Origin of the sequence: Nitrospira sp., assembly GCA_016873435.1 — a bacterium.
Classification (GTDB): Bacteria; Nitrospirota; Nitrospiria; order Nitrospirales; family Nitrospiraceae; genus VGXF01.
Genome location: VGXF01000001.1, coordinates 246,225 through 260,554, shown reverse-complemented (window position 1 = coordinate 260,554; position 14,330 = coordinate 246,225). Strand labels below are relative to the sequence as shown.

Genomic DNA, 14,330 nt, shown 5'->3' with positions numbered 1-14,330 from the left:
TCAACAGGGTCGCTGGCGCAGCTGCCGCGAGCGAGCAACCGAGGCATACGCTTTTCGGTGCGTAGAGGGTCGCGCGAGGCGAGAATAAAGCCCGGGGCCTTTTTCAGTACCCGCTACCCCTGCAACTCTGCGTCGTCGTCGATCATTTCCGTACTTTCAGGCATGCCATAGGCGACGTACTTCGCGTAAGACAGATAAATCATCGCGCTGTCCCGCATTGCCCGCGATCCCTGCGTCACGCGCACGACCTTGTCGGACCCCGGCGGCTCCATGTTCTGAACCAGCGTGGCATGCTCCTGCAGAAGCTTTGTATAGTGTTCGACAGCGAGCTCGACGTCTTTATAGGCGTTCATAATTTCATTCGTCATGGTTGCCCCCTCTGATAAGGTGAGCATACACTAGGCCATGCGCGTCCTCAACGATAAGGATTCGACAGGCATCTCGCCGGCGCTTCTCCAGGTCCTCTCCCGAGCCATTGAAGAAACAAGGGTTTCGCACGACAAACTCGCTCAGGCAGTGACCGAACTCTCTCATTTATTCACAAAGGCAAGAACTGCGCTACCGACGAAGTATCTGGATGAGGCGACCCGTCGCGCCGGTTATCTGGCCTATTTTCTTCCGGTCAATCTGGCCAAGGTGCAGATGCTACTGAACGAGCTGCCATACAACGTGCTGCGCGAGCCGGCCGATAAACCGCTGCACGTGCTGGATGTCGGTAGCGGCCCCGGCACCGGAGCCTTGGCCGTGTTGGACTGGCTGTACGAGCAGCATATCCCGCGCGCCGTTGAGATTGTGGCTGTGGACCAGTCGCAACCGGCGCTGCACGATGCGGAAAGATTGTGGGGGGAATACACTAGGACGACCGGCGTAAAATCTGCGACGCTGATTACGACTAAGGCGGATTTGAACAGGCGGCGCTGGCTGGAAGATCTGCGTACGCGGCGGCCGGACGGGTTCGATCTGATCGTGGCAGCCAATGTGCTGAATGAAGTTGGGGATGACAGCGCGCATCGTGCCACTTTTGTGGGAAATCTGCTCGGTTTGTTGCCGCCGCACGGCTCCCTGATCGTCGTGGAGCCAGCGCTCAGAGACACGTCGCGTGGGTTGCTTCACGTCCGCGATGTCCTGCTGGCAGAGCGGGTCTGCACGGTCTACAGCCCCTGTCTGCACGAGAAACCCTGTCCGGCGCTGGTGAAAGCTGAGGACTGGTGCCACGAAGAGCGGTCTTGGTCGCCACCGGCCATCGTGAAGGCGATCGATCGGGAAGTTGGCTTCATCAAGGACGCGCTGAAGTTTTCCTATGTAATTTTGCGAAAGGATGGCAAGACGATCGCGTCAAGGCGGCGGGATGTGCATCGCGTGGTGAGTGAGCTGAGGGAGATGAAGGGGGAGAAGCGGGCTTGGCTGTGCAACGAGGCAGGCAGGTCGGAAGTCGGCCGGCAGGATCGGCTTAGGTCGGAGTCAAATGCTGCGTTCGACCACTGGCACCGCGGTGCCATCGTCCGTATCAGCGAGATCGTGCGAAAGGAACGTAAGGGGCGTCAATCTTCGATGGGGCGGATTGAGAAAGAGGCGGTTGTGGAAATTGTGAGACCGGTATGAGCTTGAGAGGGGATGGGAGGCCTGGGTAGTCCCTCTGTGCACCGAACGAACACCGGAGCAATTGAAATTTTCAACAATGTGGAAGGGGAGCATTTTCTCGGCAGGCTGATCAAGAAAGTCATCCAACGAGGCCGTGGGAAGACCGGGGACTAAGGCATACGGTTGGGGGCATCTCACAGAGTGACGGGCGATCGAGAACGAAGTTGGGGATCTTTAGGGAGGGCAGCCGTCAGTCGGCTTCTGGTTCGGTCCCGCCGTGGTGATGTTTCACCTTATCTTCCTCAAACAGATCGGCCATTTCGTCCGCGATCATGTCGCGGTCGTTGGGGACGGAGACGAGGGGAATCTCCTTGCGCGGTTTCGGCGCGGGGGCTGGGTCTTTGGGCTTCTTGTCATTCATGGCGGCATTATAACCCAACCATTATTCGAATGCCTCTAGCAACGACCTTTCCGGGAACTGGTGCCCGCAGGTCTTGCAAGTGACAAAGTAGTAGGCCTCGCGCACGGAGAGGACGATGCGAAAATCCAAATCGACGCCGGCCTTCTGGCACTTGGGGCAGGGGACGGTTTTCATGTGGTAGGGTACGTCGGGCTGTGTGCGCAGGTAGAATTCCATGTCCGTGTGGACCGGGAACGTGTAGAAGCATTTCTTGCAGATGCCCTTCCAATCGCTGGTACGGGTATCCACGCCAAAATCGGACATTTTGCAGATGGCGCATTTGACACCACTGAGACGGGAAGCGACGACATCAGCAGATGGGCTGACCATACAGCCAGTATAGGCCTCTGATCTTCCCATCCGCAACCGCGCGAAAATCCCAGTGCGGTTCTGACACGCCCCCCGCTATAATGGCCCCATGCATTTCGTGACCGACAAACTTACTGTGGGGCCTGGCGAGGGCGCGAGGAAGGCGCCGGGCCTCTTGTTCGGCACGATTCCCGTCGTGGAATTTACTCGGGCGTCGCCGGCGCAGGTCTACGAAGCCGGGGTCTGGCCTGAACAGCATACGCCGAACAAAAAGATCGGTGGTCTGCTGTCACGCGGAGATGGGTCGCACCGTCTTGATGGTGATAGCGTATCTCGGCTGTGTGTAGGGGGTCCTCTACAACGATGCCGGAAGGCTGCGGAAGTCGCGGCGGGTGGGTGCCACACCGCTGCCGAATCTGAGCGTCACGATTCAATACGTTCTGTAGGTCCGGAATAACGATAACAGCCGTCCGACCACCGCCTGACCATGTTTTTCCAGTACCCCGTGCACCCCGCCCCTCTCGGCTCATGGTTTTCCCATGCCTGAGCTGCCCGAAGCGGAAGTCGTTGCCCGGCAGGTACGGGACCGGCTCCTCGGTGCCACGATCAAAGACTGTCGGGTTGGTCGGGACGACATCGTGCGCCAGGGACTGTCCACGTTGCCCTGGTATGCTGGTGCCTGCCTGACTGGCGTGACTCGCCACGGCAAGAGCGTGGCGCTGGCCTTTACGCGCAACGTGGAGACACGCTACCTTGTGGCCGAGCTTGGCATGACGGGCCTCCTGCTCTTCGGTCCGCTTGCGCTGCGCTATCAAAAGCACACGCATCTCGTGCTCACGGTGGAGGGCGGAAAAGTCTCTGATCTCCGCTACTGGAATCCGCGGCGCTTCGGGCGACTCTACCTGCTGGACCAAGCGGGCCTCGAGCGATTTGTCACGAAGCGGTTCGGCTGCGATCCGCTGACAGTTTCAAAAGAAGAGTTTTACGTATTGATCAGGAACCGACGTGGGCGGCTCAAACCGCTGCTCATGCGCCAGCAGCTCATCGCGGGGATCGGCAATATCTACGCGAATGAAATTCTCTTCCGCGCGAAGCTCCATCCAAATCAGCTAGCGCACCGGCTCAGCGAGGCTACGATCAACAAGCTTTATTCGGAAATGCGTATGGTTTTGGCGCAGGCGATCAAGGATGGTGGCTCCAGCGTCCGCGATTTTTTCGCGCCCGACGGCAGCGAGGGCCGCTACAAGCGGCGCCATCTTGTCTACGGCAAACATGGGGAAATCTGCCCGCGCCGCTGCGGTACGACCATCAAACGGCTACGAGGAGCGGACCAGCGCAGTTCCTTTATCTGTCCGTCATGCCAGAGGCTTGCACGCTAATAAAACACTTAAAATTCAACACCTTCCGAGTTTTTTTAAGCAACTTCACTCTTGACTCTGCTTGGCCAGCTTGCCTACACTATAGTTCTTTTGCTTTGATTTCAGCAGGTTGAGAATGGACAGGTCGGTAGGCGGGGTAGGTCTTTTGTCTAGTCGTGTTAGTCCGTTTGGTGGATTGAGTCTGCCTGGCAACTCCGTTACACTCCGCTGCCTTTTAACGCAGGAATGGGCAAAATTCACCTGCGTTGTTCTCGCTTCACTCAGAGGCTCAACGTACCGAAAAGCGTGCGCCTCGCCTCTTCGTTCACTGCGGCCGCACAGACGGTCTTTTTGACCATCCTGCGGTCGGAGCGAACTTAACATGTAAGGAGTTTGTGCAATGGCCAAGGTGCTCGAGGGCCCCGGCATGGGGTTAATGAAAAAGTGGGGCATCGCCGTCCCCAATTATGTCGTTGTCACGTCGGCGGACGAACTGGCAAAGCTTGGCGAAGCCAACGACTGGATGAAGACGGCGAAGCTTGTGGCGAAGGCCCATGAGGCGCTGGGCTCCCGCTTCAAGCTGGGCCTCGTGAAGGTTGGCCTCGACCTCAAGAGCGCGGTCGCCACGGCGAAGGAAATGCTGGGCCGCGAGGTCGGGAGCATCAAGGTCTCGCAGGTGATCGTTTCCGAGATGGTTGAGCACAAGGACGAGTACTACGCGGCGGTGAAGTCCACGCGTGAGGGCGTGGAAATTCTCATCGCTAACTGCGGTGGCATCGAAGTGGAATCAAATTGGGATCGTGTGAAGCGGCTTTGCCTGAACGTCGGCGAGAAACCCACTGAGAGCGCACTGGACAAGCTGGCCAGGGAAGCCGGCTTCATGGGCGATGCGGCGAAGCGGATGGCCGAATTTGCCGGCAAACTGTTCACCTGCTTCGACAGCGAAGACGCGCAGTATCTGGAAGTCAATCCTGTCGTGGCCCGCGGGGACGGCGAGTTCGTTGCGCTCGACGCCGTGACGCTCCTTGACGGCGACGCCAAGTTCCGCCACCCCGATTGGAATTTCGCCTTCGCGGCCGAGTTTGGGCGTGCCTACAGCAAGCACGAGCTCGAAGTCATGGCCGTGGATTCCAAGATCAAAGGCTCGGTCAAGTTCATCGAAATCCCCGGCGGCGACACGGCGATGCTCCCAGCGGGCGGTGGCGCCAGCGTCTACTATTCGGACGCGGTGGTCGCGCGCGGCGGCAAGCTCGCCAACTATGCCGAATATTCCGGCGATCCGCCGGATTGGGCGGTCGAAGTGTTGACGGACAAGGTCTGCTCGCTGCCTGGCATCAAGAATATCATCGTCGGCGGCGCCATCGCTAACTTCACGGATGTGAAGAAAACCTTCGGCGGCATCATCAACGGCTTCCGCAAGGCCAAGTCTGAGGGCAAGCTCAATGGAGTCAAAATCTGGGTGCGCCGCGGGGGGCCGCGCGAGAAGGAAGGCCTGGACGCAATGCGTGCGCTGAAGGACGAAGGCTTTGATATCCACGTCTACGACCGCACGACGCCGCTGACCGACATCGTAGATATGGCGCTGAAAGGTAAATAACGCTGAACGATGAAGCGTGAATGATGAACGGCGGACTCATCCCAAGTTCTGAATTCATCCTGCGTAGTTCATAGTTTTGAGGAGAGGACATTTCGATGAGCATTCTGGCCAGCAAAGACACTCGCGTTGTGATTCAGGGCGGGCAGGCGGGTGTGAACGCCGCGCGCCGCATGGCGGAGTTCTGCTTTCTGAACAAGAAAAACTTCTACGTCGAGGCTTTCGTCTATCCGCCTGATGCCGGCAAGACCTACGAAATCCAGTTTGGCAGCGGCCTCATCGCGGTGCCGATCTACAAGACGGTGGCCGACGCGACAAAGAACCATCCGTCGCTCAATACCACGCTCGTCTACGTCGGCGCAGACCGGGCCTGCAAGGCTGCGATGGAAGCGCTGGACGATCCAAAGATCAAGCTCGTCTCCATGATCACGGAAGGCGTGCCTGAGAAAGACGCCAAGTTGCTTGGTGCTCACGCGCGCAAGCTCGGTAAGACGTTCAACGGCCCCTCGTCCATCGGGATCATCTCAGCCGGCACCTGCCGGCTCGGTGTCATCGGCGGCGCCTACGACAATCTGGTCCTATCTAAGCTGTATCGCGAAGGTTCGTTTGGCGTCATCACAAAGTCGGGCGGCCTCTCCAACGAGATCATCTGGATTTGTTCACAGTTCGCTGACGGTATCACGACGGCCATCGGCATCGGCGGCGACGCCTATCCCGGTACTGATTACGTGAGCTACCTCGAAATGTTCGAGAAGGACCCGCAGACCAAGGCGGTCATCATTGTCGGCGAAATGGGCGGCGACCTCGAAGAGCGCGCGGCCGAGTGGTATGGCGCGAAGAAACGGCGCATCAAGCTGATCGGCGTTGTCTCTGGCTTCTGTCAGGAGAGTCTGCCCAAGGGCATGAAGTTCGGCCATGCGGGCGCAAAGGAAGGCATGAAGGGCGAGGGCTCTGCCCGCGCAAAATCCGACGCGCTTAAGAAAGCGGGCGCTATCGTGCCGCCGACGTTCGGTGCGCTGGGCCCGGCCATTAAGGAAGCCTACGAAGGGTTCGTGAAGAGCGGGGAGATCAAGGCGGCGGAGGCGGCCCCGGCCGATCTGCCAAAGCTCCCGAAGACCGTCGAAGAGGCCATGAAGGCGCAGGAAGTCATGGTAGCGCCGCTGATCCGCACGACGATCAGCGACGACCGCGGTGACGAGCCCTGTTACGACGGCTATCCCGCCTCCGAACTCATCAATAAGGGTTACGACATTCCGCATATCATCGGTCTGCTGTGGGACAAGCGGCTCATCGGCCGGCAGGAAGCCGAAATCATCCGGCGCATCCTCATACTCTCGGCCGACCACGGGCCCTGCGTGAGCGGCGCTTACGGGACAATCCTGGCGGCCTGCGCGGGCATCGGCCTCTCGCAGTCGGTGGCAGCGGGCCTCATCATGATCGGGCCGCGCTTCGGCGGTGCTGTGACGGACGCGGGGCGGTTCTTCAAGCATGCTGTGGACAACAAGATGACCGTGGACGACTTCCTAACCTATATGAAGAAGAACCATGGCCCGGTCCCTGGCATCGGCCACCGCGTGAAGAGCCTGCGCAATCCGGACAAGCGCGTGAAGGAACTGGTTGGCTACGTCAAGGGCCTCAACATCAAGACGCCGTGTCTCGATTTTGCGCTGGCGGTGGAGCAGGTGACGGCGGCGAAAAAGGATAATCTGATCCTGAACGTAGACGGCACGATGGCCGCCGTACTGGTGGATCTCGGTTTCCCGGTCGAGAGTTTGAACGGGTTTTTCATTCTGGCCCGGACCATCGGCCTGATTGGCCACTGGGTGGACCAGAAGCGGCAAGACAGCCGCCTGATCCGGCTGTTCGATTATCTGGTGAATTACGCGGCTCCAAAGAGGCGGGAGGTCCCCCCGTTAAAGTAGGTGGGGGGAAGTGCTGCCGTTAACGAGTATTCGATGATCAACCGGCGGTTTTCGGAACCTGTGGCTCTGAAAATTGACGGCTGAAACATCGAAGACTTCAGCGAGGGGGAGAATTCCATGTCGGTCGAAATGATGAAGCAACTCTATGCGAAGATGCCGGGCGTCATCGATAAGGCGCGCAAGAAATTTGGCAAGAGCCTGACGCTGGCGGAGAAGATCCTCGTCTCGCACGCGGACAACTTCGATACGCAGGTGTGGGAGCGCGGCAAGGCGATGCTGGCGCTGCGGCCCGACCGGGTCGCTATGCAAGATGCCACGGCACAGATGGCCATGCTGCAGTTCATGCAGGCCAACAAGCCGCAGGCGGCCGTGCCGAGCACGATCCATTGCGACCATTTGATCCGGGCCGAGATGGGCTCCGAGAAGGACCTGCTCCGCGCGCTGGACGAGAACAAGGAGGTCTACAACTTCCTAGCCTCCGCGGCGAAGAAGTATGGCATCGGCTTCTGGAAGCCGGGCGCCGGCATCATCCACCAGGTGGTGCTGGAAAACTACGCGTTTCCCGGCGGCCTGATCATCGGCACCGACTCGCACACGCCAAATGGCGGCGGGCTGGGCATGCTGGCAATCGGCGTCGGCGGCGCGGACGCGGGCGAAGTGATGGCCGGATTGCCGTGGGAGGTGCTGCATCCGAAACTAATCGGCGTGCGGCTGACCGGCAAGCTCAGCGGCTGGGCCTCGCCCAAGGACGTGATTCTCTACCTGTGCGGCCTGCTGACGGTGAAGGGCGGCACGAACAAAATCGTCGAGTATTTCGGCCCGGGCTCTGAGACGATCAGCGCCACCGGCAAGGGTACCATCTGCAACATGGGGGCCGAGCTGGGCGCGACAACCTCGGTATTTCCCTTTGACCAGAAGATGGTCGCGTACCTCAACATTACGGACCGGGCTGATCTGGCAAATCTGGCGCAGGCCAACAAGGCACTGCTCGTGGCAGATCCGGAAGTCTACAAGTCCCCGGAGCAGTACTTCGATGAGGTTGTCGAAATCGACCTCTCGAAGCTCGAGCCGTATGTGGTCGGTCCGCACACGCCCGACCTGGCGCGGCCGATTTCGAAGATCGCGGCTGAAGCGAAGGAGAAGGGCTATCCGGTTGAACTTAAGGCGGCGCTGGTCGGCAGCTGCACAAATTCTTCCTATGAGGACATCAGCCGCGCGGCACACATTGCCAAGCAAGGCCTCAAGGCCGGGCTCAAGGCCAAGACGGCATTTCTGATTTCGCCGGGCTCGGAGCGCATCTATCACACGATGAAGCGCGACGGATTCATGGAGACGTTTGAGCAAATGGGCGCGACCGTGCTCTCGAACTCCTGCGGCCCCTGCATCGGACAGTGGAAGCGGGCGGATGCAGTGAAGGGCAGGGCAGAGTCCATTGTCAGCACATTCAACCGGAACTTTCCGGGCCGCAACGACGGCGTCAACGAAACGCTGTCGTTTTTAGCCAGCCCCGAGATCGTGACGGCCTACGCGCTGTCCGGCGATCTCGGTTTCGATCCGGTGCATCAATCAATCAAGGGCGCCGACGGCAAGGAGTTCAAGCTCCAGGCGCCGCAGGGCGAGGAACTCCCGGCTAAGGGTTTTGCCAAGGGCGAGGTGGGCTACGTGGAGCCGGCGAAGGACGGCGGCAAGCTCACGGTGGACATTCCGCCGACGAGCGAGCGTCTGCAGCTTCTCCAACCTTTCCCGAAGTGGGATGGCAAGGATTTCGACAAGCTGCCGCTCCTGCTGAAGACCAAGGGGAAAACCACGACCGACCATATTTCACCGGCCGGTCCGTGGCTGAAGTTCCGCGGCCATCTAGACAAGATCAGCGACAACATGTTCCTCGGCGCCACCAACGCGTTCGGAAGTGAGCCCGGCAAGGGGACCAATGTGCTGACAGGTGAGGCGAACCTGACCATCGCGCAGATCGCCCGCGCCTACAAGGCCAAGGGCATCGGTTCGGTCGTGGTCGGCGACGAGAACTACGGCGAGGGCAGCAGCCGCGAGCACGCGGCCATGTCCCCGCGGTTCCTCAACGTGCGGGCAGTCATCACGAAGAGCTTCGCCCGCATTCACGAGACCAATCTGAAAAAACAGGGCATCCTGCCGCTGACTTTTGCCGATGCGAAGGACTATGAGAAGATCGAGCTTAGCGACCGGTTGAGCATCGTGGATCTGAACAAACTGGCGTCGGGCAAGCCGGTCACGGTCGTCGTGCACAAGCAGAGCGGCGACGTGAAGATTCAGGCGAATCACAGCATGACGGAACAGCAGATCACCTGGTTCAAGGCCGGCTCGGCGTTGAACGCGCTTAATTAAAAACCACCCCACATACGAACGAGGATAACCACCATGGCAAAAGCAGACAAAATCATCTACACAAAGACCGACGAAGCTCCGATGCTGGCGACCTATTCGTTTCTGCCAATTATCAATGCCTTCTCCAAGGCGGCGGGTGTCACGGTGGAGCTGCGTGACATCTCACTGGCGGGCCGCGTGATCGCGGTGTTCCCGGAGTTTCTGACGGACAAGCAGAAGCAGCACGATGCGCTGGCCGAGCTGGGCGAGCTGGCCAAGACGCCGGAAGCCAACATTATCAAGCTGCCGAATATCAGCGCTTCGATCCCGCAGCTGGTGGCGACGATCAAGGAGTTGCAGAAGCAGGGCTATAAACTGCCGGACTATCCAGAAAATCCAAAGGACGACAAGGAAAAGGACATTAAGGCCCGCTATGACAAGGTGAAGGGTAGCGCGGTGAATCCGGTGCTGCGCGAAGGAAACTCTGACCGCCGTGCGCCGCTCTCCGTCAAGGCCTATGCCCGTAAATACCCGCACAAGATGGGCGCCTGGTCGTCGGACTCCAAGACGCACGTCTCCCACATGAAGGGCGGTGATTTCCGGTCAAACGAAAAGTCTCTGACGATACCGGCGGCGACGACGGCGAAGATTGAGTTCGTGGGCGCGGATGGCAAGACGGCGGTCTTGAAAGAAAAAGTCGCGTTGCAGGCCAGTGAGGTGCTGGACGCCACGTTCATGAGCGTGAAGGCGCTGCGCAAGTTCATCGAGGAGCAGATCGAGGATGCCAAGGCAAAGGGCATCCTCTTCTCGCTCCATATGAAGGCGACTATGATGAAGATTTCAGACCCGAAGATCTTCGGGCACGCCGTCACCGTCTACTACAAAGACGTCTTTGAGAAGTACGCGGACACGTTCAAGAAGCTAGGCGTAGACCCAGACAATGGGCTGGGCGACGTCTATGCAAAGATCAAGTCGCTGCCAGATGATCAGCGCCAGGCGATCGAGAACGACATCAAGGCCGTCTATCAGAAGCGGCCGCCGATGGCGATGGTGAATTCCGACAAGGGTATCACCAATCTGCATGTACCAAGCGACATCATCATCGATGCCTCCATGCCACCGGTCATCCGTGACTCGGGCAAGATGTGGAACCCAGAGGGCAAGTTGCAGGATGTCAAGTGTGTGATTCCCGATGGAAGCTACTCCCCGGTCTATCGCGAGGTCGTAGAGTTCTGCAAACAGCACGGCGCCTTCGATCCTAAGACAATGGGCAGCGTACCCAACGTGGGCCTCATGGCGCAGGCGGCGGAAGAGTACGGCTCGCACGACAAGACCTACAAGGCGCCTGGCAACGGGACCATCCGTATCGTGGACACGGCGGGCAAGGTCCTGCACGAGCACAAGGTCGAAGAGGGCGACATCTGGCGCGCCTGCCAGGTGAAGGATACGCCGATCCAGGACTGGGTGAAACTGGCTGTAACCCGCGCCAGGGCGACCGGCGCCCCGGCGGTGTTCTGGCTCGACAAGAACCGTCCGCACGACGCAGAGCTGATCAAGAAGGTGAACGCCTATCTGCCGAAGCACGACACAACTGGTCTTGAGATCAAAATCATGGCTCCGGCCGATGCCTGCCGCTTCTCGCTGGAGCGGATGAAGGATAGCAAGGATACGATCTCCTGCACGGGCAACGTTCTCCGCGACTATCTGACCGATCTCTTTCCGATTCTCGAAATCGGCACCAGCGCCAAGATGCTCTCGATCGTGCCGCTGCTTAACGGCGGCGGGCTGTTCGAGACGGGCGCCGGTGGCTCCGCGCCGAAACACGTGCAGCAGTTCCAGGAGGAGGGCTACCTCCGCTGGGACTCGCTAGGTGAGTTCCTCGCGCTTGCTGCGTCGCTTGAGCATCTGGCAAAGGCGGGCAACAATCTGGTGGCCAAGATCCTGGCGGACACGCTGGACCAGGCCAACGCCAAATTCCTTGAGAGCAACAAGTCGCCCGCTCGTAAGGTCGGCGAGATCGACAACCGCGGCAGCCACTTCTACCTGGCGCTCTACTGGGCGCAGGCTCTGGCGGCGCAGACCGCAGACAAGAAGATCGCCGAGAAATTTTCGAAGATCGCCAGGGAACTGAGCGACAACGAGAAGACGATCGATCAGGAATTGCTGGCCGCGCAGGGCAAGCCGCAGGACGTCGGTGGGTACTATCACCCTGACGATGCCAAGGCTTCCAAGGCGATGCGGCCGAGCGCGACGCTGAACAGGATCATCGACTCGTTCGCCTAAGCGTCGGTACTTCTACGGTGGAAATACGGGGAGCGGGAAGGTATGATAACTTCTCGCTCCCTGTTCGTTCCGAGAGGATGTTCAGCATGGCCGATGTGAATAAGGAAAACGTCATCGATCAGGAGGAAGTCCTCCATCCGAAGATGGTGATGGTGGAAATCGCCGGCAAGAACTACCAAGTGCCGGAGGGGATCACCGTCGTGAAGGCGCTCTGGTACGCGGGGCAGGAGGTCACCCGTGGCCTCGGCTGCCTTGCCGGTTTCTGCGGCGCCTGCGCGACGTACTATCGGACAAAAGACGATCCGAAAGTCCGCACCTGTCTCGCCTGCCAAACAACGGTGCAGGACGGTATGTCCTTCACGATGGTGCCGCCGTTTCCGGCCCGTAAGGCAACCTACGACATCCGGCAGCTCAAGGACCCTAAGCAGGACCTCTTCGCGCTTTATCCAGAAGCGCCGCTTTGCCGCAACTGCAACGCTTGCACGGAAGCCTGCCCGCAAACAATCGATGTGCGTGAGGGGGTTTGGCGCGCCGTGTTCGGGGATTTCCAGGCTGTCTCCGAGATGTTCATGGATTGTGTCATGTGCGGCCTCTGCACCCCGGTCTGTATCGCGGACATCGCACCCAATCTGGTCGCGCTCTACGCCAGCCGTGCGCACGGCGCGCATTTCGTCGAAAAGCCGATACAACTCGATCATCGCATCAAGGAGATCACCGACGGGAAGTACCAGGGTGACTGGGAGCAGGTGATGAAGATGAACGAGCAGGAGCTCGTCAAGGCCTGCGCGGAACTAAAGTGAAAAGACGGCATTCGCCACTGATCATCTGTAATTCGCGAAGCAATTAAAAGTTCACTTTGGTCTGCGATTACGATTGACGAGTAACGGCACCCTACCATGGACATTCATAAACTTCAGGAAATCGTCCACAAGACCCGCGACGCCCGCCGCAAGCAGGTGTTGCCCAAGTACACACCAGCCGAACGCGACACGCTGATCACGAAGTACCACCCGGATTTCCGCGAGAACGCCTACCGTCCCATCAAGTTTGGTCCGAACGAGGGTGAAAAGACTGTCCGCGAACTGGCGTCGCTGCTCGAAGGCGATAGCTCGGTGCCGATGGACCTCGGCCTCACGCCCGCGCACACGTGCGACGTGCTCGTGGTGGGCGGCGGGGGCGCTGGCTGTGCAGCCGCGTTGCACGCGCACGCGCAGGGCGCGAAGGTCCTTCTAGCCACAAAGCTCCGCCTGGGCGACTCCAACACGGTCATGGCGCAGGGCGGCATGCAAATCGCCGTCACCAAGGAAGACTCTCCGGTCACGCATTTCCTCGACACGCTCAAGGGCGGTCACATGAAGAACGACCACGATCTGCTCAAGGTCATGGTCGAAGAGGGGCCCTCCATCGCCAAGTGGCTGCTCGAGCTCGGTGTACTGTTCGACCGGGATGCTGATGGCAACCTGCATGTGAAGAAGGGCGGGGGCAGCTCCAGGCCGCGCCTCGTTACCGCCTCCGACTATACGGGCCTCGAAATCATGCGGGTACTTAAGGACGAGGTGCTCAACCAAAAAATTCAGCTCCTGGAATTCTCCGCCGCGGTCGAACTGCTGAGCGACAAGGGGGGGTGCACCGGCGCGGTCCTGCGCGATCTCGACAATAAGCGCTTTTTGATCGTGGCGGCCAAGACGGTCATTCTCGCCACGGGTGGCATCGGCCGGCTGCACATCCAGGGCTTTCCGACCAGCAACCACTATGGCGCGACCGGCGATGGATTAGCGATGTCCTACCGGATGGGTGCCAAGCTGATGCACATTGACACGTTCCAGTACCATCCGTCCGGCGCGGTCTATCCAGAGCAGTTGATCGGCGCGCTGGTGACCGAAGGTATCCGTTCCGAGGGCGGCCATCTTGTCAACGCCAGGGGCGAGCGGTTTGTCAACGAGCTTGACACGCGCGACGTGGTTTCCTCCTCCATCATCCGCGAGTGCGAGGAGGGCCGCGGCATCCGGACCATGTCTGGCCGCATCGGCATCTGGCTCGACACGCCGTTGCTCGAGGCGGAACAGGGCGAGGGGACGCTGCTCAAGCATTTCCCGGCAATGGTCCGGCAGTATGAGCGGTTTGGCATCAATATCGCCAAGGACCCGGTGTTGATCTATCCCACGCTCCACTACCAAAACGGCGGCGTCAAGATCGACACGCATGGTGAATCGGATGTGAAAAACCTCTTCGTCGCAGGTGAGGCTTCCGGTGGGCTACATGGCCGCAACCGTTTGATGGGTAACTCGCTGCTCGATCTCATGGTCTACGGTAAGCGCTCCGGCCTCACGGCTGCGGCGCGCGCCAAGTCCATGCCGCAGGGCAAGCTCACGCTGGATCACGTCAAGAAATTTAAGGACGAAGCCAAAAAACACCGCGTGTCTTCCGACGTTGTCTCGCCGATGCTCTTTCCTGCATACGCAAAGAAAGAATAGCAGGTAGCT

The 14,330-nt window shown here is 59.5% G+C and carries 10 protein-coding genes; 8 read left to right on the top strand and 2 right to left on the bottom strand.

Annotated features, from left to right (window positions below):
• Nucleotides 1-113 precede the first annotated feature (113 nt).
• Nucleotides 114-368 (bottom strand): hypothetical protein, encoded by a 255-nt coding sequence (locus FJ248_01325; protein MBM4119528.1) that lies wholly within the window; start codon nt 366-368, stop codon nt 114-116.
• A 37-nt stretch (nt 369-405) separates the two neighbouring features.
• On the opposite strand from FJ248_01325, the gene FJ248_01320 reads away from it, so the two are divergent.
• Nucleotides 406-1,602: a methyltransferase domain-containing protein gene (locus FJ248_01320; GenBank protein ID MBM4119527.1), complete on the top strand. Its 1,197-nt coding sequence runs from the start codon at nt 406-408 to the stop codon at nt 1,600-1,602.
• Nucleotides 1,603-2,023: 421 nt separating this feature from the next.
• Here the strand turns inward: FJ248_01320 and FJ248_01315 are convergent, their stop codons facing one another.
• Nucleotides 2,024-2,371, bottom strand: a complete 348-nt coding sequence (locus tag FJ248_01315; protein ID MBM4119526.1) for a hypothetical protein — start codon at nt 2,369-2,371, stop codon at nt 2,024-2,026.
• 518 nt (nt 2,372-2,889) lie between these two features.
• Here FJ248_01315 and mutM point away from each other — a divergent pair.
• From mutM to FJ248_01280, 7 genes are all read left to right on the top strand, one after another.
• Nucleotides 2,890-3,729: a bifunctional DNA-formamidopyrimidine glycosylase/DNA-(apurinic or apyrimidinic site) lyase gene (mutM, locus tag FJ248_01310; protein ID MBM4119525.1), complete on the top strand. Its 840-nt coding sequence runs from the start codon at nt 2,890-2,892 to the stop codon at nt 3,727-3,729.
• A 379-nt stretch (nt 3,730-4,108) separates the two neighbouring features.
• A complete protein-coding gene (locus tag FJ248_01305; protein MBM4119524.1) occupies nt 4,109-5,305 on the top strand; it encodes an ATP citrate lyase in 1,197 nt (398 codons plus the stop codon).
• A 95-nt stretch (nt 5,306-5,400) separates the two neighbouring features.
• Nucleotides 5,401-7,224, top strand: coding sequence for an ATP citrate lyase (locus tag FJ248_01300; protein ID MBM4119523.1), 1,824 nt, complete (start codon nt 5,401-5,403; stop codon nt 7,222-7,224).
• Nucleotides 7,225-7,341: 117 nt separating this feature from the next.
• Entirely contained in the window at nt 7,342-9,585 is a 2,244-nt protein-coding gene (locus tag FJ248_01295; GenBank protein ID MBM4119522.1) for an aconitate hydratase, read from the top strand.
• A 33-nt stretch (nt 9,586-9,618) separates the two neighbouring features.
• Entirely contained in the window at nt 9,619-11,847 is a 2,229-nt protein-coding gene (locus FJ248_01290) for an NADP-dependent isocitrate dehydrogenase (protein MBM4119521.1), read from the top strand.
• A gap of 86 nt (nt 11,848-11,933) precedes the next feature.
• Complete coding sequence (locus FJ248_01285; protein ID MBM4119520.1) at nt 11,934-12,647, top strand: 4Fe-4S ferredoxin; 714 nt, start codon at nt 11,934-11,936, stop codon at nt 12,645-12,647.
• A gap of 96 nt (nt 12,648-12,743) precedes the next feature.
• Nucleotides 12,744-14,321: an FAD-binding protein gene (locus FJ248_01280; protein ID MBM4119519.1), complete on the top strand. Its 1,578-nt coding sequence runs from the start codon at nt 12,744-12,746 to the stop codon at nt 14,319-14,321.
• Nucleotides 14,322-14,330: the final 9 nt, after the last annotated feature.